Below are 22,261 nucleotides of genomic sequence, written 5' to 3'. Positions count from 1 at the left end.
GACACTCGATATCCTAAAAAAAGCCCCAAACGATATACTTGCAGCCACTAATCAAAACGCGTTGGGATGCACAAGTACCCGAATCGTGGCCGCAAGGATCGCGAAGTCGCGCCATAGCGTCCATTGGTTCAGATATTCCAAATCGGCCTGCAAACGCCGGACGAGATCTTCGCGCTCATGGGTCGCGCCGCGAAGCCCCGGACCTGCGCCAGCCCGGTGATGCCGGGCTTCAACGAATGCCGGTGCCAGTAGCGCTGATCGACTTCCCAGAAATGTTCGTAGCCCGCAAGCGAGCCCAAAGCGTGCGGACGTGGCCCGACCAGGCTCATGTCCCCGTGCAGGACGTTCAGCAATTGCGGCAGTTCGTCGATGCTCGTCGCGCGGATCAGCCGCCCCACGCGCGTGATCCGGCGATCGTCGCGGGTCGCCGATTGCTTGCCGTCGGCGTCCGAATCCTCGACCCGCATCGAGCGGAACTTGTAGACGGAAAACAGCCGGTTGCCGCGACCCATGCGCTGCTGACGGAAGAAGACCGGCCCGCGCGTTTCCAACTTGATAGCGATCGCGACCAGCAGCAGCAGTGGGGACAGGAAGACGATCGCGGGGATCGTCATCGACAGGTCCATGCCGCGCTTCAGCATGCGACTGCGCAGGTCGAGCGGACCGGATGCGACCTGCATCACGCACTGCCCATGATACCGGCTCAGGCTGTTCGCGCCGACCTCGTCGAATTCGGGCGCAAGCAAATGCCCCTGCACGTCGGTGCCCTTCAGCAGCAGCGACCAGGCCGCACGATCTTCCACCGGGCAGCAGACGAGCACGTAATCCGCGCCGAGCACCGCGTTGCCCAACCGATCGAGCATCTTGGGATCGCGCAGATTGGGACGCAGGCCATATGCCGCAGCGTCGATCACGCGGGCATCGCCGAAATCGAACGGTTCGCAATTGTCGACGATGACCAGTTCGGCGCGCAGGTGCTGGTCGCTGGTCTTGTTGACGACTTTCTTGAAGGCATAGCGCCCGGCGACCAGGAAGATCGCCCCGCTGATCGAGCCGACGCCGTAGACGACGCGCGAGAAGTCCAGCGAAGACCGTGCATAGAATGCGACGAACAATACCGCGACGACGGCAAGCACAAAAGCCATCATGGCCTTGCTCAACCCCTGCTTCCAGTCGATCAGCACCTGATAACCGTACGCTTGGCTATTGAATGCGAACAACAGGAAGATCGGGGTGATCAGCGCGGCAAGATAAACGCCATTAGCGCCGAAGACCGCGCCATTGCGCAGCAGCCCGGCCAGAAGATAGGCGAAGACGATGCAAACCGTATCGACGACCGCCAGAAGTGCATAGAGCTTGAACCGGTGAGCTTGCTTGGACATCGCATAGCCGAGGGCGGAAAAACGCTGATAGGCATCCCCCTCGCCATCACCATCCACTAAGTCCATACTACCATCCTCGATGGACAAAACAGGTGTCTAATTCCGGATTGCCGGAATACCGATGGCGCCGACGCGGCGAAACCAGAGACGAATCAACCTGCGTTCGGCAACATGTCGGAAGGATTAATGGCTCGTTCGCCATCTTTCAATTCGACGACGTGCACCTATCACGGATTGCCGATTTTGGAGCCGCTATTTCTTACAAAAAGAGGAATAAACCGCCGCCTGCCGCAGCAAAACCGGCCAGCAGACCGATATAGCCGCAAGCGACCGAAATAGTGTGGAAAACGTCGGTCGGCGCTTCGGGCAACTGCACCGACACGGATGGCGCGGCGAGACGAGAGTCCGTAGGCCCGACCAGACCGCTGTAACTCAATACCTTAGCTTCGAACGCAATTGGCGCTGCGCCGTTCGCAAGGGGCTTTTTCGCTGCTGCAGACCCGCCAACCATGCCGACATCCTCTGATTTCGAGTCAGGGATTAGGGCGGCATTGGTTTATTAATCGTCAACAAGCCGCGTCGTTGTCGAAAAGGCCGGTATGCGCTTTAGCCCGCGCGGATCAGCCCTTGGGTATGCCGTAACTGTTCATCAGATCGTAGAGCATCGGCCGCGAGATATCGAGGTCGCGCGCCACGGCGGACAGGTTGCCGTCGTTCGCCGCAATCGCTTCCGCAATGGCGAGCCGGTCGGCGCGCTCTCGGGCGATGCGCAACTCGGCGCGCTTGGCGGGCAATTCCGGATCGCCGAGATCGAGATCGCGCGCGGTGATCATCGGGCCGTCGGCCATGATCGTCGCCCGCTTCACGCGGTTCTCCAGTTCGCGGACGTTGCCAGTCCACGGCCATGCCGTGATCGCGGCGATCGCATCGGGGGTGAAGCCCTTCGCCTTGGTGCGCTTCGCATCGCGGTAATGTTGCAGGAAATGCCGCGCGAGCAGCAAGGCGTCGCCGTCACGCTCGGCCAGTGTCGGAACCTTTACCACCAGCTCGGCCAGCCGGAAGTAGAGATCCTCGCGAAACTCGCCCTCGCGCATCATCCGTTCGAGATTCTGGTGCGTCGCGGTCACCACGCGCGCGTCGATGGGGATCGCCTTGCGACCACCGATCCGTTCGATCACGCGTTCCTGCAAGAACCGCAACAACTTGACCTGCGTCTGTGCCGGCACATCGCCGATTTCGTCCAGGAACAGCGTGCCGCCCTGCGCCATCTCGATCTTTCCGACCGTCATCTTGACCGCGCCGGTGAAGGCCCCGCGTTCGTGCCCGAACAGCTCGGCCTCCAGCAGCGTATCAGGGATCGCGGCACAGTTGATCGCGACGAAATTCCCCTTTGCGCGCGAGCTTTTCGCGTGGATCGCCTTGGCGAGCAATTCCTTGCCCGTGCCCGATGCACCGAGCAGCATGACCGTGGCGTCGGCATCCGCGACCTTGTCGATGGTTCGCAGCACGTCCATCATCGCGGCGGACCCGGTGATGATGCCGTTGGCCGATGTCGCCGCCGCCGGCCCCTTCTGGTTCTCCGCCTCCAGCGCATGGATGTGGAATGCGCGCGCGACGATCAGCCCCAGATCGGCGATGTTGATCGGTTTGGCGTAGAAATCGTGGGCACCCAGAGCGATCGCGGTCTGCGCACTTTCCCGCGCTTCATGGCCGGACGCGACGATCACCTTCGTCTCAGGGCTGATCGCAACGATCTCGCGCAGCGTTTCCAGACCCTCCGTCGCGCCGTCGGGATCGGGCGGCAGGCCCAGGTCGAGCGTCACGACCGGCGGCTTGTGGTTGCGTATCGCCATGAGCGCCGCCTTGCGATCCCCCGCGACGATGACGTCATAGGCCTCGAAAGCCCATTCGAGCTGACTCTGGAGGCCGACATCGTCCTCCACGATCAACAATTTCTGCTTTGCCACCCGTTATATCCCGATCAAATACCGTCATCGTCCGATGAACGAAGCAGGGGAAATCTTAGCGCGAAGCGGCTTCCCGAACCCTTAACGCTGATAACTTCCATATCCCCGCCCATCGCGATCACCAAGGACCGTGCCTCCGCAGCGCCGATGCCGAAGCCATTCTTCTTCGTCGACGCGAACGGCTTGAACAGTTCCTTGCGGATGAACTCCGGCGTCATGCCCTCGCCTTTGTCCTCGACGGCGATCACCACCACGCCGTCCCAGATCGTCAGCGATACCGCGACCGTGGCGTTCGGCGGGCTGGCCTCGATCGCATTGGTGATCAGATGTTCGATGGCGATCGATAACTGTTCCGCATCCGCAAGGATCACGCAATCCTGCTCGATCGACAATATCACGACCCCCGGCGCGTAGCTGTGCTGGGCGACACCGGTCAGTAGCCGGGTAAGATCGACCTCGACCATTTGCGGCTCGGCAATCGATCGCTCGGTCGACAGGCGCGACAGCATCGTCGTCATCTTGCCGGTCGCATTCTCAAGCGTCTTGGCCATCGCGGCTTGGAACTTGGGATTCGCGCCGTGTTGCGCCGCGTTGCTCGACACGAGCGACAATTGGCTCACCACGTTTTTCAGGTCGTGGATGATGAAGCCGAAACGCCGGTTGAACTCCTCGAACCGGCGCGCTTCGTCGAGTTCGGCCTGATTCTGTGCATCGGTCAGATGCACCGCGACCTGCTGGCTGATGACGCGCAACAGATCGAAATCCTCCCAGTCGAGATCGCGATCGAGTTGCGGACGGCCGAGCACGATAATGCCCACCAATCGCCCGGACCGCGCGAGGGGAACGACGACCCAGGCCTTGTTCTCGCGCAACAGCCAGTCGGGCACCATCCGATCCTCGTCGGTCGATCCCCCGGTCTCGCGAATCTCGTCGAGATTCAGAATACGCCCGCTATGCGCAAGATCGTCCAGCCATTGCGCCTCGACCGGGAGAGCGTGCGAAAACGGATCGGACGTATACCATTGCCAGCACCCGGCGAGCGCCATCCGCTCCCCCCGTTCCGCGAACAGAAGCACCCCGCCAAGCGATTCCGTGACATCCGCCACGGACCGGATCGCGCGCTCCTCCGCCGAAAGGTTGGGCATCGTCCTGTCCGCAATCGTTGCGCTGAACCTCAGCCATTCGCTGCGATAATCGTAACGATGTTCGAACAGATGGCGGACGAACATCGCCTTCACCCGCGCGCGCAATTTGGGCAGCAGACCGATCGCCAATATCGTCAGTGCAAGGATGACCGCGGCGAGCAAACGCGCAAGATCCGCGCCGTGCCCCCCCGCCCAGATCAGCGCACGCGTCGCGGCGGAGATGACCACGAAATAGCTGCCGATGGCGACGAAGAGCAACGACCGGGTGGTCGCCTGACGCGAAAGCGTGACCTTCCACCGCTCCTTTCGCCGCGCCGCCAAAGCGAGCGCCGGCACAAGCCCCAGTGCCAGCACGCCCATGCCCTGCAGCAGCAGGACCGCCAGCGGATAGCCGAGCAGCATCAACGTGTAGAGATTGAGGTTGTATGCCCACAACACGCCCAGCGCGATGACGATGAGGCGAAATCCCGAAGCCGAGGCGGAAGCGGACGCGCGATAAAGAAAATGCGCAAAGGCCACGCCCACCAGCGCGAAGACCCAATGCGCCGAAAACATGGCGATGGTCAGGTCGACCGCCGCGAAATATGCTAGGCCGCCCTGCGCGATCAGCAGCGACAGTGCGGTCCTGACGACGATAAGCACGCCGAGGCTGATGCAGAACCGACGGATCGTCCTACGCGCCTCGTCATCCTGTTCGAACGTGCGCGTCGTCAATACGATGTAAGCGAGCCATCCCGCATCCCGCATCGGTTCGCTGACCACCATCCAGGCCGACACCCCCGACAGCATGGATGCGGACCACAAGGCCATACCAGTGAAGGCCAGACCGAGATGCAGCGCGCGCGGGTGACGCCGAGTGATCAGCAGGCGCCAGATGGCGAGCCCGGCATAGAAAATCGTAGAGAGTACGACGCTCCAGAAACTCAGCGACGGCATTCGGCGCCTCGTCCGGAAGCGGCTGTGCGCACGGTCGGTCGGCAGCCGTATCCGTCCCCGTCGTCGTTCATGATCCCCCGCCCCTCCGTTCGCGCCGCTTTATATCACAATCGGGTGGGTAAAAACCTTAATCCTTTCGCCCGTATGACCGCGGTGGCGGGTAAGATTGTCCGATCCGTCGGAGTGATCGCGGGCAGAACCACCAATTCATTGCAAATCGGTTTTTTCTGGACGGCTATCTCGATCAAGACTTTGCGAACCTCTATCAGGACTGTGAAAGCCGGATGAAGCACGTCGTTTTCGGTACTTGAAATCTTGATATCGCCTCCGTATAGGAATTTTTGAAGGGTTCGCTCCTTAGTCATCAGACGTTTTCGTCGCGCAATTGCTGCATGTGCGAAGACAACCAGTGATCATCGTGCATCTCCGGATAAAGTATTTCGCACTTTTGAACGCAATCGCACCATGCATGGATACGCAGCATGACGATCTTGGATCGTGAACACTCTAGCTCGCGACTGACCGCGCAGGTCTATCTGGACAGCCGTGCCGCCCCGCGATTGCAGGCCGATCGCCAGGTCACGATCCGCACCGATCGCGAGGAACCGGTCGACGCGCTGATCGAGGATCTGTCGCTGACCGGCTTCGGCATGTCGACGATGGCCGACCTGCCCGTGGGGTCGGTCGTCGGCCTTAGCATCGGTGGTGCGCTCCGCCGCCGCGTGAAGATCGTGCGGCGCGCCGGTCTTGCCTACGGTTGCGAGTTCCTGGCCCCGCTCAGCGACATGGAAGTGAGTTCCGCGCTTCGGTCCGGGGATGTCGTCGCGGCCAATTTCGTCACCGAACCACGGATGGAAAAGGTCGCGAAGCCCGGCGGCAGGCGCTTGTCGTATCTGGCGAAACTCTATGTTCTGGTCGGCATCCTGGTCACGCTTTGGGCGATCGTTATCTACGGCGTCGTTCACCTCCGCTGACTCAACGGTGGCCGATAGGTGGGCTGGGCCCGGTTGGCGTGGTGCCGCCGTCTGAACGGATAGAGTAGCGGTCGAACGAGGTAGCGACGCGAGCTTGGCGCCGAGAGGCTGCGCAGTACGCGTTTATATACGCCGCTTCGTGTCAGCAGATCGCCTCAGAAAGGACGCCCGCTGGGCAGGTTCGGTTGGCGGCCCGCGCTCGTTAAGTCGCAAGTTAACGCGATCCGCTGTACCGTGAACTGCGTGCAGGATCGCAAGTCCTGACGACACCCCCGCCCTCGCGATGATAGCCGGCGCGTTCGAGCGCTGAATTTCGCATTCAAAAGCCGCTGCATCCACATCTGGCCGGCGTGCCGATGCGATCTCCGCAAGACTATCGATTTCTGCAATTGAAACGGGAGCGGTTTCAAAATAAGTATCGTCGAGGGTCGTAGAGTATTGCCGTAACGCTCGCGAGTTTAGCCGTCGTCCGCACCGAATACGGTCATCCCACCGTCAAGTATAGGCGTAGGGGGCTGAAAGGGCCCTCGTTCCTATAAGGCCGACCGAACGGATGCGGCAAGGACATACGACCGACGGGCCCCTGAAAGAGACCGTGCAACGCACTGACCGGTATCGAAAAAAGGATATGCCGGGATACTTCGCGGCCCGGGGGTCGCGTTTCTCTTGCCAGCATCCTCACCTCGATCGTTATCGATCAATCATGTTGCACATGCTTAACGCATGTTGCGTGCCAATTGCCTATCATATTGAAATGTAGTCATATTATTTTTTAGCGTCACAAGAGTGTAATCCTATCCGACAGGTGCAGGGCGTCGGACGCCCGTGGCGTCCGACGTGCCGTGCCGTAAAACCGACGCTATCCGCGTCGACCGATAAAATGCCCGGCCAGCATGGGCCGGTCGTCAGATAGCCCCCGTGCCGCCGTTCGCGCCGAAGATGCTTCCGCTGGTGAAGCTGCTGCCCGGATCCGCGAGCGTGACGTACAAGGATGCGAGTTCGCCCGGCTGACCAGCACGACCCAGGGGCGTGTCCTGTCCGAATTCGCCCATCTTGCCGGGCAATTGCCCGCCAGCCACCTGCAACGGCGTCCAGACCGGACCCGGAGCGACGCCGTTGACCCGTATGCCCTTCTTTCCCAGCTGCTTTGCCAGGCCCTTGGTGAAGATCGCGATAGCACCCTTCGTCGTGGCATAATCGAGCAATTCCTCGCCGGGATTGACCGAGTTCACGCTTGCCGTGTTGATGATGCTGGAGCCGGGCTTCATCAGCGGCACTGCCGCCTTGGTCAGCCAGAACATCGCATAGACATTGGTCTTCATCGTACGGTCGAACTGCTCGTGCGTGATATCCGCGATCGATGCCTTGGATTGCTGATAGGCGGCATTGTTGACCAGGATATCGAGACCGCCCAGCTGGCGGTTGGCATCCGCGATCAGCTTCGTGCAGAACTTCTCGTCGGTCAGATCGCCCGGCAGCAGCACGATCTTATGCCCTTCGGCGCGCAGCAGCTTCGCGACGTCCTGCGCGTCAGGCTCCTCGGTGGGGTAATAGTTGATCGCGACGTCCGCGCCCTCGCGCGCGAACGCGATGACGGCGGCGCGACCGATCCCGGAATCGCCGCCGGTGACGAGCGCCTTACGACCGCGCAGCCGGCCCGATCCACGATAGCTGCGTTCGCCGGAATCCGGGACCGGCTTCATATCGCGCTGAAGCGCAGGCCATTTCTGCCGCTGCTCGGGGAAGGGCGCGGTGGTGAACTTGTTTTGCGGATCGTCCAGTACGGGCGTGGCCGTCTGCGCCATGGCCGGGGCCGCGGCGATCGTTCCGGCGACGGCGGTTGCTTTCAGGACGTCACGACGATTTGCATCGGCCATTGCGAATTCTCCAATCAGTGTCGGATGGACAACTCATTGAACTCGCAACGGTTTCAGTAAATTACAGGCAGCCGTGAAGTTGCCCGTCTCACGTCAGTCACCGAGCTTCTTCGCATTGCGGTCGGCCCAGGCCTTCCCCTCGTCACCACCCCATAACAGCCATGCAATGAAACCGGCGGAGGGATCGTCATCGGAATCCCACCGGTGCGCCTTCCCGTCCTTGTCGACCGCATGACGCGCGAAATAACTGTGCATCGCCTTCAGATCCTCGACCGTCACATCGCCGCGATCGGCGAGCTGATGCGCGCGCTTCACGCCGACATCGGTGCCGCCGCGATTGAACTTCTCGCGCAGTTTCAGCCCGCGCTTTGCATTCGCTGCCATTTTCAGCGTCGGTTTGAAGACCTGTTCAGCCACGGCGTCGCATCCTTTGTTACTCTCGGCTGCAACGCCCTGCCCGCGTTCGGGTTCAACCGAGGACGGGCAACAACGGGTAGGATCGGCATCCTTCGCCATCGACCGTGATCCACCGGTCGGCAGTCAGAAGGGCGCGCATCGTGTGCGATCGCTGGTCGGCGAGAATCTCGATTTCGCCCGCGGCCGTATGCCGGGCCTTCAGGACGACGGTCGTATCCGGCCGTGGCGGCAGATCGATCGCAACCGGAATGCCCATTTCCGGCGGCAAGCCGAACATGGCGCGGATCGCTGCCATCACGAGGAAGCGGAATCCCAGCGCCGCCGCCACCGGGTTGCCCGGCAAGCCAAAATACAGCGCGCCATTCGGCAAGGTCGCGAACATCACCGGCTTGCCGGGGCGCATCGTGACGCCGTGGAAATGGACCTTGCCGCCGAGTTCCGCGACGATGCGTGGGATATGATCGTGATCGCCCACCGATACGCCACCGGTCGAGATCAGGATCGCAGCCGGTGTGGCGGCAGCATGCGACAGGATAGTGCGGATCGAGGCGGGATCGTCACCTACGCTGAACCGGTCGGGCGCGTTCATCCCCAGCGCCCGGACCATCGCAGCGATCATCACGCCGTTCGCATCGTGGATCGCATTCGGCCCGGACAGTTCGTCGCCTGTGGAGATGATGCGGATGGCCGGCAATCGTGCCGCATCGATTATGGTCACGCCGTAACAGGCAAGCGCCCCGACGATCATGGGCGTGATGACGCGCCCCGCGGGCAACACGATATCGCCGCGCTGCGCATCTTCGCCGCGTTTCCGGATGTTTCGTCCGGCAGCGACCGTCTGGGTCAGGAGCAAAGTATCGCCTTCGATCGTCAGATATTCGCGGGCGATCACCGCGTCGTAGCCGGTCGGGATCACGGCGCCGGTGCTGATGCGACACGCCGCACCGGTGGATACGATCGGAACGGCCGCCCCCGCCCGCGCCTCCCCCCGCAACGGCAGATCGACGGGGGTTTCCGGCGACGCCATGAGACTGTCGGCCGCCGCCAAGGCCACCCCGTCCATCGCTGCCATATCGGCCAGCGGATAGTCGGCCACCGCCACTACGTCCGCGCCAGCTACCCTGCCCAGCGCCTGGTCGAGGTCGATCCGTTCGGACGGCGCGCGGGGCGTCACCGCGGCCACGATCCGCAACGCCTCGTCGAAAGCCGGGCGTTTCCGTCGCGTATCGTCAGTCACGCTCGCGGATCCGCAGCGCATCCAGATCCTCGGGTCGGTTGAGGTTCGGGATCGACACACCCGCATGAATGACACGCGCCCCCATCGTGTCCGCCCAGCGCCGGATCGATCGGTCCTCACTCGTCTCGAGATGCGCCAGCAACGGGCGTGCCAGAGCGATCGGCCAATGCCCGATGATCGGCGCTTCGACGAGATATGCCGGCCCGGCCTCGCCAAGCAGGCGTTCGATCACAGCGCGATCAAGCCGCGGCGTATCGCACCCGATCGACAATAGGGCATCGTATCCGAGCCGCTCGGCATGGAGCAATGCACCGCAGAGCCCGCCCAACGGTCCCAGGTCACGTCGCGGCACGTCGGGCACTGTCGTCCGCCCCGGAATACCGCGATCATGCCCGGCGATGACGACGTCGTCGCAGACCGCGCCGAGGATATCGATCGCATGCGACAACAGGCTTCGACCGTGCAGCTCCGCCATCGCCTTGTCGCTGCCGAACCGGACGGACCGCCCGCCGGCCAGAACGACGCCAAGCAAAGTCACGCCCCTGCCGCCGTTCCGGCGTCGAGCATCGCATCGGACCGGGCGAGCACGATCAATCGCAGACCGCAGGCTTGTGCCCGGTCGATCGCGAGGTCCGTCGGCGCGGATACGGTCACCAGCGTCGGGCACCCGGCCAGCGACGCCTTTTCCACGAGTTCGTAGGAGCAGCGCGACGACAGGAGCGCGAAGCCCCCGTCCCAGTTCGCACGCTCGCGACGCATGGCCCCGATCAGCTTGTCGAACGCATTATGCCGCCCGACATCCTCCCGCACCTGGGCGATGCTGCCATCCGCCCGGCAACGGGCCGCGGCATGGACCGCACCCGTCAGCCGATTGAGCGGCTGATGATCGCGCAGGTCGGCGAGCGCTCGGAACAGCGAAGCCGTTTGCGGTGCCGGCCCCGCCTCCACCATCGGCAGGGCGCGCAGGGCCTGATCCAGATTTTCTATCCCGCACAGCCCGCACGACGATCCCGACACGCGGTGGCGGGCGCGGTCGAACACACGCTCCGCACAATCCGGGGACAGGGTCACGCGAAGGACGTCGCCGCGGTCGGTCGCATGCCGGTCGATATCGATCACCGAGTCCGCATCCGTGATCAGCCGTTCGCTCAATGCGAAGCCGACCGCGAAATCATCCAGATCGGTGGGCGTCGCCATCATCACGGCATAGCCGATGCCGTTGAATTCGATCGCGATCGGACGCTCTATTGCCACAGGTCGATTGCGCGCGGATCGGGTGCTATCGGGCAGGATGCTGTCGAATGAAAAGGTCCGCGTGGCATCGTCTGGACTGGCATCGGGCATGCCCCCTCCCTGCACCAACGCCCCCCGCCCGGCAATCGCCGGTCCGGATATCCTGACGCTCCGATTACCGGTCGACCTGCTGATCTGGATCAGTGAAGTATCTGTAATCGCTTCGGAAACGACCGGAACATCCACGACGATCAAGCGATTGGCCTCCGACTTCGCAATCGGAGGAAGGACGTGTCTCACCAGGAACAGACCGACGATGCACCGCTTTCGGCATCGAAACGCGCGGATGCAGTGGATGAAGCGACGGGATCGCTGATCGAACCGAAAGGGGACCAGCTGTTCGGCCGATCGGTGACGATCAATCGCCCGGTGGCCGAGCTTTATGCGTATTGGCGCGACTTCGGAAACCTCGCGACATTCATGGACAATATCGTCGAGATATCGGCGATCGACGACAAGCGTTCGCACTGGGTGGTGAAGGCGCCGGGCGGGCGCGTGGTAGAGTGGGACGCGGTCGTCACCGAAGAGCGCGAGAACGAATATATCGCCTGGGCTTCGGAAGAGGGCGCCGACGTCCCAAACAGCGGCCGGATCGACTTCCGCGATGCCGGAACGCGCGGGACCGTCGTGACCGCGACGATCCTGTACGATCCGCCCGCGGGCGTGGTCGGGAAGGTCATCGCCAAGCTGTTCCAGCGCGAACCGGCGATCCAGGCGCGTCGCGACCTGCGCCGGTTCAAGCAACTGATGGAAACAGGCGAGATCGCCACGTCGTCCTTCACCCGCAAACAACTGGAAGAGGAGCAGGCCTGATGCGCGCGCTCACATGGCACGGTAAACACGACGTCCGCGTCGATACGGTCGACGATCCCGAAATCCTGAACCCGCGCGACTGCATCATCAAGGTGACGTCCACCGCGATCTGCGGGTCCGATCTCCATCTGTACGACGGCTATATCCCGACGATGCAGGCGGGCGACATATTGGGCCACGAATTCATGGGCGAAGTGGTCGAGACCGGCCCCAAATCCACGCTGAAGAAGGGCCAGCGCGTCGTCGTGCCGTTCACGATTTCGTGCGGCAGCTGCTACCATTGCGGCAAGCACCAATATTCGGCGTGCGAGAACGGCCTGCCTGCGGACAACCAGGATATCGCGCAGGAATTGTACGGCCATCCGATGGCCGGCCTGTTCGGCTACAGCCACATGACCGGCGGCTATGCCGGGGGCCAGGCGGAATATGTCCGCGTGCCGTTCAGCGATATCGGCCCGATCGTCATTCCGGAGGGCGTGTCCGACGACAAGGTCCTGTTCCTTTCGGACATCCTGCCGACGGGGTGGATGGCGGCGGAGAATGCCGACATCGAACCGGGCGACACGGTGGCGGTGTGGGGTTGTGGCCCGGTCGGCCTGTTCGCGGTGCAATCGGCGTTCCTGATGGGTGCCGAACGCGTCATCGCGATCGACCATTTCCCGCGCCGTCTGGAACTGGCGAAGAAGTTCGGGGCCGAGACGATAAACTTCGAGGAAACGGCGACCTATGAGGCGCTGATGGAAATGACCGGCGGGATCGGGCCGGATGCGGTCATCGATGCGGTCGGACTGGAGGCACATGGCCTGTTCGTCGACAACGTGGTCGACCAGATCAAGGCATCGACGTTCCTCGGGACGGATCGTCCGCATTCGATACGGCAGGCGATCATCGCCTGCCGCAAGGGCGGGCGTGTGTCGATGCCGGCGGTATATGGCGGCTTCGTCGACAAATTCCCGCTCGGCGCCTTCATGCAGAAGGGTCTGACGCTGAAGACCGGGCAGACGCACGTGCAGCATTATATGCCTGCGCTGCTCAACGCGATCATGGAAGACGAGATCGATACCGAGTTCCTGATCTCGCACCGCATGGCACTGGAGGATGCCCCGAAGGGGTACAAGATGTTCCACGACGATCAGAACGAGGTGACGAAGGTCGTTTTGAAGACCGACTTCGAACGCGCCTGAGGAGAAGACCGGACATGGCTGACCAATTCGCGATCATCACGGGCGCTTCGAGCGGTATCGGCGCCGAACTGGCCAAGCTTGCGGCAAAGGACAATTACGACCTGTTGCTGGTCGCGGACACGCCGTTCGCCGACGGTGCCGCCGATCTGCAGGGCGACGGTATCGCCGTTCAGACGCTGGAGGTCGATCTTTCCACGTTGGACGGCGTCGATCGCCTGATCGCCACCGCCGGCGGGCGGCAGGTCGATCTGCTCTGCGCCAATGCCGGACATGGTCTGGGCCGCGCGTTCCTCGATCAGGATCCCGCCGACTGGAAGCATGTCGTGGATACCAACATCACCGGAACGATCTATCTGCTGCAGAAGGTCCTGCCGCAGATGGTGGCGCGTGATGCCGGCAAGGTGCTGGTGACGGGTTCGATCGCGGGATACATCCCCGGTGCGTTCCAAGCGGTCTATAACGGAACCAAGGCGTTCGTGGACAGCTTCACCGCGGCGCTGCGCAACGAAATCAAGGACTCGAAGGGCGTCACGCTGACGACGTTGATGCCGGGTCCGGTCGATACCGAATTCTTCGAACGCGGGGACATGATGGACACGTCCGTCGGCACCGATCCGAACAAGAGCGATCCCGTCGATGTCGCGAAGGATGGCTGGGATGCCGTGATGGCCGGTAAGGCGTCGATCTTCTCCGGTTGGAAGACGAAGCTGCAGGGCGTCATGACCAATGTCACGCCCGATGCCGTCCTGGCGGAGCAGCATCGCAAGATGGCGGAACCGGGCACGGCGGAGAGCTAAGCGGCCCTCAAAGAGCGGCGAACCAATCGGCATATGGCGTATTGCGCGCCATGTGCCGATTAAGGTCCGGCGCGCCGTCGTCCCACCAGACCGGCCCGCGTTCGCCCAGCAGGCGCTTTACGACATCCACCTCGGCGTGCGCCGCTGCTTCGGCCGATGGATCGTCGGCGTGTTTCGCCTGCTTCACTGATCGCCGCGCGGTCATCAGGCGTTTGACGAGCGCATCCCGCTGCGTCTCCGAAAGCGACGGGTCGGACAGGCGCCAGAGCCGCCCCCGCACCACGAAATAGCGCCCGTCCGGCGTGACAGGATGGTCGACCGACATCACTCGCCGATCAGGTGCAACGCCACAGTTCGCCGATGGGGACGACGGCGGTGTTCGAACAGGTAGATCCCCTGCCACGTTCCCAGCATCAACTGGCCGCCGAACAAGGGGATCGACAGGTGCGTGTCGGTCAGCGCCGTGCGGATATGCGCCGGCATATCGTCCGGTCCTTCGTCGTCATGGTCGTACGCATTGCGGTCTTCGGGTGCGATCCGCTCGAAATAAGCCGCCAGATCGTCACGCACCTCGGGTGCGGCATTTTCCTGGATCAGCAAGGAGGCGGAGGTGTGCCGGCAAAAGATCGTCAGCAGCCCCTCGGCCATGCCCTGTTCGGCGACCCACGATGCGGCGCGGTCGGTCCACTCCACCAGCCCCTTGCCGCTTGTCTCTATCGTGATCGAGCCGCTGGCCTGCCTCATCGGTCGCTCCCTGCATTCACCTTCCACGCCAACGCACGCGTCGGTCGCGCGATCCCGCATCGGTGCGAGGTCCAGGCAGGGCTGCTGATGTCGATCAGCACCCTTGTCGGCAACGAAAGCTGGCACCGAACATTATGAATTCATTGGCCTTCTAATCAGTTTCCGATCCGATATCGACGTCTGTGGGATAGCAATCGTGCCGCAATTCTTCCTTCACCTCCACGAATGTGGCCGAGTCACGCGAGACGAAGAAGGGTTTGAATTTGCCAGCGTGGACGACGCCCGCCAGGAAGCGATCCGATCCGCCCGCGATATCATGTGCGGAACGATGCATGACGGTACCCTTTGCCTTGGCTGTCATATAGAAGTCCAGGACGCCCGGGGCGGTCCGTCCTTCGTCGTGCCATTTCGGGAAGCGGTGCGCGTTTCGGAGGATTGATGCGGGAAGGATAGCGCATCACGGAACATCGGGCATGTCGAAACGCTGAACGTCAGATCGACACTATCAGACGGATATCATGAACGAAGCACGTACCGGCTTATCCCTTTGGCTCGATCGTCTCACGTTGCGATCGGCGCTGGGTTCGGAAGAACGCGAAGCGGTGCTGGGCCTACCCGGCGAGATCGAGACCATCCGCGCGAACCGCGACTTCGTTCGCTTGGGCGAGGAGGTGACCCGGTCCTGCCTCATCCTGTCCGGCATGGCCGGGCGTTTCGGCCAGGCGCGGAGCGGAGAACGATTGACGACTGCGATCCACATCGCCGGCGACATGGCCGATCTTCACTCCGCCGTGCTTCCGAAAGCGGCGTCGGCGCTCCAAAGCCTTGGCGAGACCGTCATTTATCGCGTCCCGCACGACGCCCTGATGGAGGCATCCGAACGCTATCCGGCATTGGCTCAGGCGTTCTGGCGTGATTGCACGGTCGATGCGGCAATCCTGTCGCAATGGTCACTGACGAATGCGCGACAACCCGCGATGGAACGTATCGCGCATCTGTTCGCCGAATTGAGCATCCGGTTCGACATTGGCGAGACGCGCGAAGGGACCGATTTCGAATTCCCGCTAACGCAGGTTCAACTCGGCGACGCGACCAATCTGACCGCAGTCCATGTCAACCGCATGCTGCGTGCGCTGCGCGAGACCGGCGTGGTCGACGTCCGAAACAAACGGGTTCGGGTACTGGATTGGAAGAAATTGTGTTCGGTCGCGGATTTCGACCCCACATACCTGCACCTGCGCAAAGGCGGATGACGACTGCACGGCGACTCATTCGAATATCGTAGGGCGCGGGCTTTTGTGAAGCCCGCGCCTTTCGATCAGGCCGGTTCGGTAACCGCTTCGGCCTTTGCGTTCAGCTTCGACTTCGCCATCGCGGTCAGCTTGTCGTCGGTGGCATATTCCTCGTCCAGCGTCTGCTGGAGGATGCCCGCAATGTCGCTACGCCCGAGCTGTTCGGCCCAGGTGACCAACGTGCCGTAGCGCGTGATCTCGTAATGCTCGACCGCCTGCGCGGCCGCGATCAGCGCGGCGTCGAGCACGGCCTTGTCCGAAATCTCGCCGGCAACCTCATTCGCTTCCTTGATAATGCCGTCGATCGCCGGGCAGGTAACGGCCTTCGCCTTTTCCCCGAGCAGGTCGAACACCTGTTCCAGCCGCTTGATCTGTCCCTCGGTCTCGCTGAGATGCGTCTGGAAGCCGGCCTTCAGCCCGCCGTCCGTCGCCTTTTCGATCATCTTGGGCAGCGCCTTGGTGATCTGATTCTCGGCGTAATAGACATCCTGCAGTTGATGCAGGAACAGGTCGTCGAATGTCGCGATATCCTTCGTGAACAAGCCCATAGCTGCCTCCGTTATGTCATGTGAAATGGTCGCCGAACGCATGGATTCGCGCCCGGCGTGTCTCACCAACGGACTGCAACCCCGGCGGTTGCGTACCGCCGGCGAATATCGTCGTAACTTCGATCAGGTTTAGCGCACGGTCAAAGCGTTTGCGATCGACCCTAAGCGCTAAGCCGAGCCTTCCGGTCGAGCATCGGGCTTCGAACCCTCATTGCCCAACCCGGCATCCGGATGGAGCGTTTCGTTTATCTTGGCCGATTTTGGAGAAAGGTAGCGCTTCAGTTTCAAGCAGTGCTTTTCGACGCCGTGCCAAGAGAGTGCCGCAAAGAGCGCAGTCGCAGCCAGGGCCGCAGGGGCGGCAAAGACCAGGCTCGTTTTGAGCGCGGGTATCGCTGTCACGAGTGCTTGGGTGACCGGATATCCGTACAGATATATGCCATACGAATAATCCCCGGTTTTTAAGAGCTTGAACTGCCTCATCGGGAAAAGGCCGATAAAAACCGTCATATATGTTAGAAGCAAAGGATAGATGAAAACGGTTCTTGGCGACATCATCAGGATGTAGCAGACTATGGCGCACGCAACGAATATCGCCTCGTGGAAAATAATCTTTTCTCGCCACAGGAAAAACATCATGCCGGCCAAAAAGTAATATATAAGCATGAACCCGCTTAAATGCGCAGGAACAACCTGGAATTCAATTGAAAAGCTGAGGACAAGAGACACCACGGTGACGCAAAGAAACATCACTGTTAATATTATTCTATTTCCAAGTAGCCCGGCCACGATAACGAGCGACATAGCCAGATAGCAATAAAATTCCCATGGCAGTGTCCACAAGTTTGCGTTTACTATCGTCGATCTATTCTGCTCGAAAACGCCGGGCAAATGAAACTGGACATGCCCTACGATGTTCCAGAAATAATTCCAGAAACCTGCCGACGAATAGTAAGCCGAAAGATCCAATGTCGTAAATACCGCCCCGAGAATTACAGCGGAAAGCGCAACCTCTACGAAAAGGGCTGGCAGCAGGCGAAGAACACGCAGTCCTAAAAAAGGCAGCAACTTGCGCGTGCGGAGGGCACTCCCAGTCACAAGAAATCCGCTCAGGGCGAAAAACATCGGCAAGTAGGATAGCGTGATTGGACGCCCCAGTCCGGTCAATCCATAAGGTTCATGTCCTGGCGTAGCGACAGCGGTCGCATTGATTGTGGCAGCAGAAGCGATCTTGGCGGCACTGTCGCCATCGATCTGGAATATCCAGTTCATAATCGCGGTGATCGTACCGTTCGTTCCGATGATGCCGGAGGTATGACTCAGCAGAATAAGAACTGCGAGGCCCAGACGAATGACGTCGAATCCAAGGCCCATGCCACGGTTCAGGTCCAAAATGTCCTTGAACGATTTACCGCGAAAATTGGATAAGCTCATCGGCTTCAAGACTTCGCTCATGATCGCTTATGCACCCCGCCCAACTATAAAAGGACCAAGAACCAATACCGACCGGGAAGTTAATCTCGCCTAAATCAAACTTGACCGAAAATCGTCCCGCTGGCCCGGCAACGGGTTGATCGCAGAACCAGTTCGTTTCCGCGTCGAATCATCGCCCCCAAGCTTGGCGATAAGGACGAACCGATCGAAACACAATCCGGTGATGGATGATATCGCGGTCGCGGATACGTCGGCTGACCGTCTGCGTCTTACGAACTTGGCCAGGCGTCGATATTCCGCGCTTTGATCCCGACCCACATCGTTCGCGCATCGATAGAACAAGATCGATGGAAGAGGTAAGTCCGCGGGATGCGGATGTAGCCGATATTGTTTCGCGATCACCAGGTCGTAAGCACCTACAAATTTGCGTTTGTTCGGGCGGGCTTTGCCTTGCCCTTGATCGGCGCGCCCAGATGCTGCCTGAACCAGCCGACCACGCGATCGATGACCGGCGCCTGATACCAGGGGAGGTCGCCATGCCCGGCGCCTTCGACCAGCACGTATTCGACGAAATTGTTGCCCGCTTTCAGCGCCTCGTAGAGATGCGCGCTTTGCATAGGCGACACCAAAGTGTCCGCGGTGCCGTGCATGATGAGGAAGGGTGGCTTTTTTCCCTTCACGTGCCCGATCGAACTCGCGGCGAGCGCCTTTTCGGGCGTGCTGGTCACCGATGCACCGACGAAGCGGCCGAACGCCGGGCCATTCAGGAGCAGGGCTTCGGTTACGGCGAGCGACTGGTGGACCTTTTGTACGTCCTCCGGGAAACCTTCGCCGATGCTGCGGAGGTCGGAGATGCCGTATAGCGAAACCGCGGCCTGCACATCCGACGATTTGTCGAGGAACACACCCTGGTCGAATTCCCGCTCGCCATTGGTCGTACCGACCATCTGCGCGACGTATCCGCCGGCGGAATCCCCGATCACCCCGATCCGCGCGGGGTCGATGCCATATTCCTCGGCATGTTCGCGGAGATAGCGGACGGCAGCTTTCCCATCCTGAACCAGCGCAGGAAACTTGTCCGGTACGACGCGATATTCCGCCGCGGCGACGATGTAACCGGCCTTGGCCAGCGCCGTGCGCATTTCGGAGTATTTCTCGTAATCCGCCGAGGTGAAGCCGCCGCCGGGGAAATAGACGATGGCGGGCTTCAGGTCGTCGTTTCGGGGCACGAGCAGCGTCATCCGAAGCTGTCGAATGGCGCGCTGGGACTTGATCTGTGAATAGATCACGCCGCCGATCGTGTCGATTTGCCCACCCGTGACCTCGACGCGCATAATCTGCGCGCCCTCGGTATAGCCGGGCACGGTGGATTGCGCCGATGCGACGCCGGTGGTCGACACACTCATCAGTAGAACTCCAGCCGTCAGCAACCGAGTCGCTTTCATCTTCATTCCCTTCAAAATCACCCGGATAAGCCCTTATCTTGAGAAGTTATCCTGCCCGGCGACGTTGTTTTCGGCCGGCGATACATGCCAGTCTTTAGCAGATGCGACGGAAAAGCGCGCTTTTTTGGCCTTCGGATTCTCACTCCGCGAGTTCCCGCATCACCTTGATAAGATCGGACTTGCCCTCGAAACCGATGCCGGGAAGTTCGAGCATGGTGATGTGGCCGTCGATCACCTTCACCCCGTCCGAGAACCCGCCATAGGGCTGGAACAGGTCGGGATAGCTCTCATTGCCGCCCAGCCCCAGACCGGCGGCGATGTTGAGCGACATCTGGTGCCCGCCATGCGGAATGCAGCGCGACGGCGACCAGCCGAACTGCTTGAGCACCTCCAGCGTGCGAAGATATTCGACCAGCCCGTAGGACAGGGCACAGTCGAATTGCAGCCAGTCGCGATCGGGCCGCATGCCTCCATGGCGCAAGAGGTTGCGCGCGTCCTGATGCGAGAACAGGTTTTCGCCGGTCGCCATCGGACCCGGATAATATTCGGAAATCGCCGCCTGCAACGAATAGTCGAGTGGATCGCCGATCTCCTCGTACCAGAACAAGGGATATTCGCGGAGCATCTTGGCGTAGGCGATGCCGGTTTCGAGGTCGAAGCGGCCGTTTGCATCGACCGCCAGTTGCGCCTGCGACCCGATCTCGTTCAGCACCGCCTCGATCCGGCCGCGATCCTCCTTGATCGACGCGCCGCCGATCTTCATCTTCACGACGTTGTAGCCGCGATCCAAGTAGCCGCGCATTTCCGCACACAGCGCGCTGTTGTCCTTGCCGGGATAGTAATAGCCGCCGGCGGCATAGACGAACACGCGCGGGTTCGCGATGCGGTCGTGCCGCTCGGCGAGCAAGCGGAACAGCGGCTTGCCCTCGATCTTCGCAACGGCGTCCCAGATCGCCATGTCTAGCGTGCCGACCGCGACCGAGCGTTCTCCGTGCCCGCCCGGCTTCTCATTGGTCATCATCGCCACCCAGATCTTGTGCGGATCCAAATTTTCGCGTTCGTCGTCCAGCAGGCTTTCCGACGCCGCTTCGAGGATCCTGTCGCGGAACCTCTCCCGGATCAGGCCGCCCTGGCCGTAGCGGCCGTTCGAGTTGAAGCCGTAGCCGACGACGCGCCGTCCGTCGCGCACCACGTCGGTGACGACCGCGACGAGGCTGGCGGTCATCTTGCTGAAGTCGATATAGGCATTGCGGATGGGGGACGAGATGGGCTGCGTGATCTCGCAGACGTCGATGATGCGCATGATGGCTCCTTCTGGATCGCGGTAATGCGTGCTTTTCCGATCCGTGATCGGTCCTCGATAGGGGTGCTTGCCGCGCGCCATCAAATGCCGATAACGAGTCCATCGGTGCCGGATCGGCATAAAGATGTAGGCGACTATCGGGGTCGGTCGCACAACGAGCGGGGTTCCAAGGCGATGCAACTGGAGTGGCTCGAAGACTTCCTGATGCTTGCGGACGAGCGCAACTTCTCGCGCGCAGCCGAACAGCGCAACGTCACGCAGCCGGCATTCGGCCGCCGCATTCGATCGCTAGAACAGTGGGTGGGCACGCCCCTGTTCATCCGGACGAAATCCGGCACCGACCTGAGTGCCGCCCGCCAGCACTTCCGTGGATAAGTTCAAGGTTCAGTTCGCGACCTGTATCGCGCCCGAAGCGTGGCACTGGAGGTGGCATCGCAAGGCGACGCGGTCCTTGCCATCGCCGCGACGCATGCGTTGTCCTTCAGCTTCTTTCCGCAATGGATCGTCGATCATGCGCCGCATGAGGCGATTAACCTCAAATCGGACAGCTTGACGGCGTGCGAACAGATGATGCGGCACGGCGAGGCATCGTTCCTGCTGTCGCATCATCATCCGCTTATGACGACGACGCTGGACACGAAGGATTTCATCCGCGTGGAGGTCGGACAGGACCTGCTCGTGCCCATCTGTCGGCCAAACGACGCCGGGGAGCCGCGATGGACGCTGGAGCAGGACGATGTGCCGTATCTCGCCTATAGCCTCGAATCGGGGCTGGGCCGGATCCTGGCGGCGGACTGGGCATCGCGCGAGTTGGAACCGCGACTGACGGTCGTGTTGCAATCGCGGCTCGCGGCGGCTTTGCTGTCGATGGCGATCGACGGGCGGGGCGTCGCATGGGTGCCGCAATCGCTCGCGGCATCCGCGTTGGCGGCCGGCCGGATCGTCTACGCCGCTCCGCAAGCCTATTGCACATCTGTCTCGATCACGCTCGTGCGGCCGGCCGGTGCCTTGTCGAAGGTATCGGAGACGTTGTGGTCCGCGGTCGCGGAACGAACAAGGCCGGCGGTGTCGGTCGATCGGGGGCAGTAGGAGTTTCGCCACGACATCGGCACGCGTTTCGGAATTGCCGGCGTTCTACAGGCGTAGGAAACAAAAAAGCCCTGGTAGCCGGTCGGCTACCAGGGCTTTCCATGGTGGGCGTGGCAAGGATTGAACTTGCGACCCCTGCGATGTCAACACAGAGCCTATTCGCTAAGCGTTGAGAATAATGGCATTTTCCGCCAACTCGCCACTCGAACGAACCGGGAATAAAACCAGAATATCAGCCGTTTACACCGGAGCTACACCGGAGCTGGAGCGGCTGCGCTTTCCTGAGAAGGTCCGCGTGGAAGACCCGTCAGATACGGCATGATTCCGATGGCAGGCGACGCCGAGCGGTTGACCATGCTGTTGGGGCGGCTGCCCTATATCCACCGT

General features: G+C 61.4%; 23 protein-coding genes. 8 read left to right on the top strand and 15 right to left on the bottom strand.

Annotation, left to right across the window (positions count from 1 at the left end):
- Window positions 1-128: 128 nt before the first annotated feature.
- From H5J25_RS21305 to prsK, 4 genes are all read right to left on the bottom strand, one after another.
- Window positions 129-1,448 (bottom strand): sugar transferase, encoded by a 1,320-nt coding sequence (locus tag H5J25_RS21305; protein ID WP_318781347.1) that lies wholly within the window; start codon window positions 1,446-1,448, stop codon window positions 129-131.
- 193 nt (window positions 1,449-1,641) lie between these two features.
- Window positions 1,642-1,893 carry a hypothetical protein gene (locus H5J25_RS04770; RefSeq protein WP_202094983.1) on the bottom strand — a complete coding sequence of 84 codons (252 nt, stop codon included), beginning with the start codon at window positions 1,891-1,893 and terminating at the stop codon, window positions 1,642-1,644.
- Window positions 1,894-2,002: 109 nt separating this feature from the next.
- On the bottom strand, window positions 2,003-3,349 hold the full coding sequence (prsR, locus tag H5J25_RS04765; protein WP_202094982.1) for a PEP-CTERM-box response regulator transcription factor: 1,347 nt from the start codon (window positions 3,347-3,349) through the stop codon (window positions 2,003-2,005).
- Between the two features lie 14 nt (window positions 3,350-3,363).
- Window positions 3,364-5,430 carry an XrtA/PEP-CTERM system histidine kinase PrsK gene (prsK, locus tag H5J25_RS04760; RefSeq protein WP_202094981.1) on the bottom strand — a complete coding sequence of 689 codons (2,067 nt, stop codon included), beginning with the start codon at window positions 5,428-5,430 and terminating at the stop codon, window positions 3,364-3,366.
- A 482-nt stretch (window positions 5,431-5,912) separates the two neighbouring features.
- Between prsK and H5J25_RS04755 the strand changes: the two genes are divergently transcribed.
- The gene (locus H5J25_RS04755; RefSeq protein WP_202094980.1) at window positions 5,913-6,404 is read left to right on the top strand and encodes a PilZ domain-containing protein; all 492 of its coding nucleotides are present in this window, start codon (window positions 5,913-5,915) and stop codon (window positions 6,402-6,404) included.
- A gap of 905 nt (window positions 6,405-7,309) precedes the next feature.
- Here H5J25_RS04755 and H5J25_RS04750 read toward each other — a convergent pair.
- From H5J25_RS04750 to fdhD, 5 genes are all read right to left on the bottom strand, one after another.
- Complete coding sequence (locus tag H5J25_RS04750) at window positions 7,310-8,281, bottom strand: SDR family oxidoreductase (protein ID WP_202094979.1); 972 nt, start codon at window positions 8,279-8,281, stop codon at window positions 7,310-7,312.
- A gap of 93 nt (window positions 8,282-8,374) precedes the next feature.
- Complete coding sequence (locus tag H5J25_RS04745; RefSeq protein WP_202094978.1) at window positions 8,375-8,698, bottom strand: hypothetical protein; 324 nt, start codon at window positions 8,696-8,698, stop codon at window positions 8,375-8,377.
- A 52-nt stretch (window positions 8,699-8,750) separates the two neighbouring features.
- Complete coding sequence (locus tag H5J25_RS04740; protein WP_202094977.1) at window positions 8,751-9,935, bottom strand: molybdopterin molybdotransferase MoeA; 1,185 nt, start codon at window positions 9,933-9,935, stop codon at window positions 8,751-8,753.
- Complete coding sequence (locus H5J25_RS04735) at window positions 9,928-10,473, bottom strand: molybdenum cofactor guanylyltransferase (RefSeq protein WP_202094976.1); 546 nt, start codon at window positions 10,471-10,473, stop codon at window positions 9,928-9,930. The genes H5J25_RS04740 and H5J25_RS04735 overlap by 8 nt, the downstream gene beginning before the upstream one ends.
- On the bottom strand, window positions 10,470-11,279 hold the full coding sequence (gene fdhD / locus H5J25_RS04730) for a formate dehydrogenase accessory sulfurtransferase FdhD (protein ID WP_202094975.1): 810 nt from the start codon (window positions 11,277-11,279) through the stop codon (window positions 10,470-10,472). Before fdhD ends, H5J25_RS04735 begins: the two co-directional genes overlap by 4 nt.
- A gap of 180 nt (window positions 11,280-11,459) precedes the next feature.
- Here fdhD and H5J25_RS04725 point away from each other — a divergent pair, with 180 nt between their 5' ends.
- Genes H5J25_RS04725 through H5J25_RS04715 form a run of 3 tightly spaced genes read left to right on the top strand, consistent with a single transcriptional unit; the run spans window position 11,460 to window position 14,022 of the window.
- Window positions 11,460-12,041, top strand: coding sequence for an SRPBCC family protein (locus H5J25_RS04725; protein WP_225883352.1), 582 nt, complete (start codon window positions 11,460-11,462; stop codon window positions 12,039-12,041).
- Complete coding sequence (locus tag H5J25_RS04720) at window positions 12,041-13,225, top strand: zinc-dependent alcohol dehydrogenase (protein WP_202094974.1); 1,185 nt, start codon at window positions 12,041-12,043, stop codon at window positions 13,223-13,225. Before H5J25_RS04725 ends, H5J25_RS04720 begins: the two co-directional genes overlap by 1 nt.
- Window positions 13,226-13,239: 14 nt before the next feature.
- A complete protein-coding gene (locus H5J25_RS04715) occupies window positions 13,240-14,022 on the top strand; it encodes an SDR family NAD(P)-dependent oxidoreductase (protein ID WP_202094973.1) in 783 nt (260 codons plus the stop codon).
- A 7-nt stretch (window positions 14,023-14,029) separates the two neighbouring features.
- Here the strand turns inward: H5J25_RS04715 and H5J25_RS04710 are convergent, their stop codons facing one another.
- Both H5J25_RS04710 and H5J25_RS04705 read right to left on the bottom strand, forming a co-directional pair.
- Entirely contained in the window at window positions 14,030-14,347 is a 318-nt protein-coding gene (locus H5J25_RS04710) for a hypothetical protein (protein WP_202094972.1), read from the bottom strand.
- The gene (locus H5J25_RS04705; protein ID WP_202094971.1) at window positions 14,347-14,766 is read right to left on the bottom strand and encodes a secondary thiamine-phosphate synthase enzyme YjbQ; all 420 of its coding nucleotides are present in this window, start codon (window positions 14,764-14,766) and stop codon (window positions 14,347-14,349) included. Before H5J25_RS04705 ends, H5J25_RS04710 begins: the two co-directional genes overlap by 1 nt.
- Window positions 14,767-14,962: 196 nt before the next feature.
- On the opposite strand from H5J25_RS04705, the gene H5J25_RS21570 reads away from it, so the two are divergent.
- Window positions 14,963-15,205, top strand: a complete 243-nt coding sequence (locus H5J25_RS21570; protein WP_404829579.1) for a DUF6894 family protein — start codon at window positions 14,963-14,965, stop codon at window positions 15,203-15,205.
- Window positions 15,206-15,284: 79 nt separating this feature from the next.
- A complete protein-coding gene (locus H5J25_RS04695) occupies window positions 15,285-16,019 on the top strand; it encodes a Crp/Fnr family transcriptional regulator (RefSeq protein ID WP_202094969.1) in 735 nt (244 codons plus the stop codon).
- Window positions 16,020-16,084: 65 nt separating this feature from the next.
- Here the strand turns inward: H5J25_RS04695 and H5J25_RS04690 are convergent, their stop codons facing one another.
- The 4 genes from H5J25_RS04690 to H5J25_RS04675 form a co-directional block, all read right to left on the bottom strand.
- The gene (locus H5J25_RS04690; protein ID WP_202094968.1) at window positions 16,085-16,606 is read right to left on the bottom strand and encodes a YciE/YciF ferroxidase family protein; all 522 of its coding nucleotides are present in this window, start codon (window positions 16,604-16,606) and stop codon (window positions 16,085-16,087) included.
- A 168-nt stretch (window positions 16,607-16,774) separates the two neighbouring features.
- A complete protein-coding gene (locus H5J25_RS04685; protein ID WP_202094967.1) occupies window positions 16,775-18,058 on the bottom strand; it encodes an acyltransferase family protein in 1,284 nt (427 codons plus the stop codon).
- A 395-nt stretch (window positions 18,059-18,453) separates the two neighbouring features.
- On the bottom strand, window positions 18,454-19,443 hold the full coding sequence (locus tag H5J25_RS04680) for an alpha/beta hydrolase (protein WP_225883351.1): 990 nt from the start codon (window positions 19,441-19,443) through the stop codon (window positions 18,454-18,456).
- 178 nt (window positions 19,444-19,621) lie between these two features.
- Window positions 19,622-20,785, bottom strand: coding sequence for a mandelate racemase/muconate lactonizing enzyme family protein (locus tag H5J25_RS04675; protein WP_202094965.1), 1,164 nt, complete (start codon window positions 20,783-20,785; stop codon window positions 19,622-19,624).
- Window positions 20,786-20,809: 24 nt separating this feature from the next.
- Here H5J25_RS04675 and H5J25_RS04670 point away from each other — a divergent pair, with 24 nt between their 5' ends.
- Window positions 20,810-21,160: a helix-turn-helix domain-containing protein gene (locus tag H5J25_RS04670; RefSeq protein ID WP_202094964.1), complete on the top strand. Its 351-nt coding sequence runs from the start codon at window positions 20,810-20,812 to the stop codon at window positions 21,158-21,160.
- A gap of 39 nt (window positions 21,161-21,199) precedes the next feature.
- Window positions 21,200-21,874: a LysR substrate-binding domain-containing protein gene (locus H5J25_RS04665; protein WP_202094963.1), complete on the top strand. Its 675-nt coding sequence runs from the start codon at window positions 21,200-21,202 to the stop codon at window positions 21,872-21,874.
- The last annotated feature ends 387 nt before the right edge of the window (window positions 21,875-22,261 follow it).

Origin of the sequence: Sphingomonas aliaeris (genome assembly GCF_016743815.1) — a bacterium.
Taxonomy (GTDB): domain Bacteria; phylum Pseudomonadota; class Alphaproteobacteria; order Sphingomonadales; family Sphingomonadaceae; genus Sphingomonas; species Sphingomonas aliaeris.
This window is presented reverse-complemented; position numbering and strand designations above follow the sequence as displayed.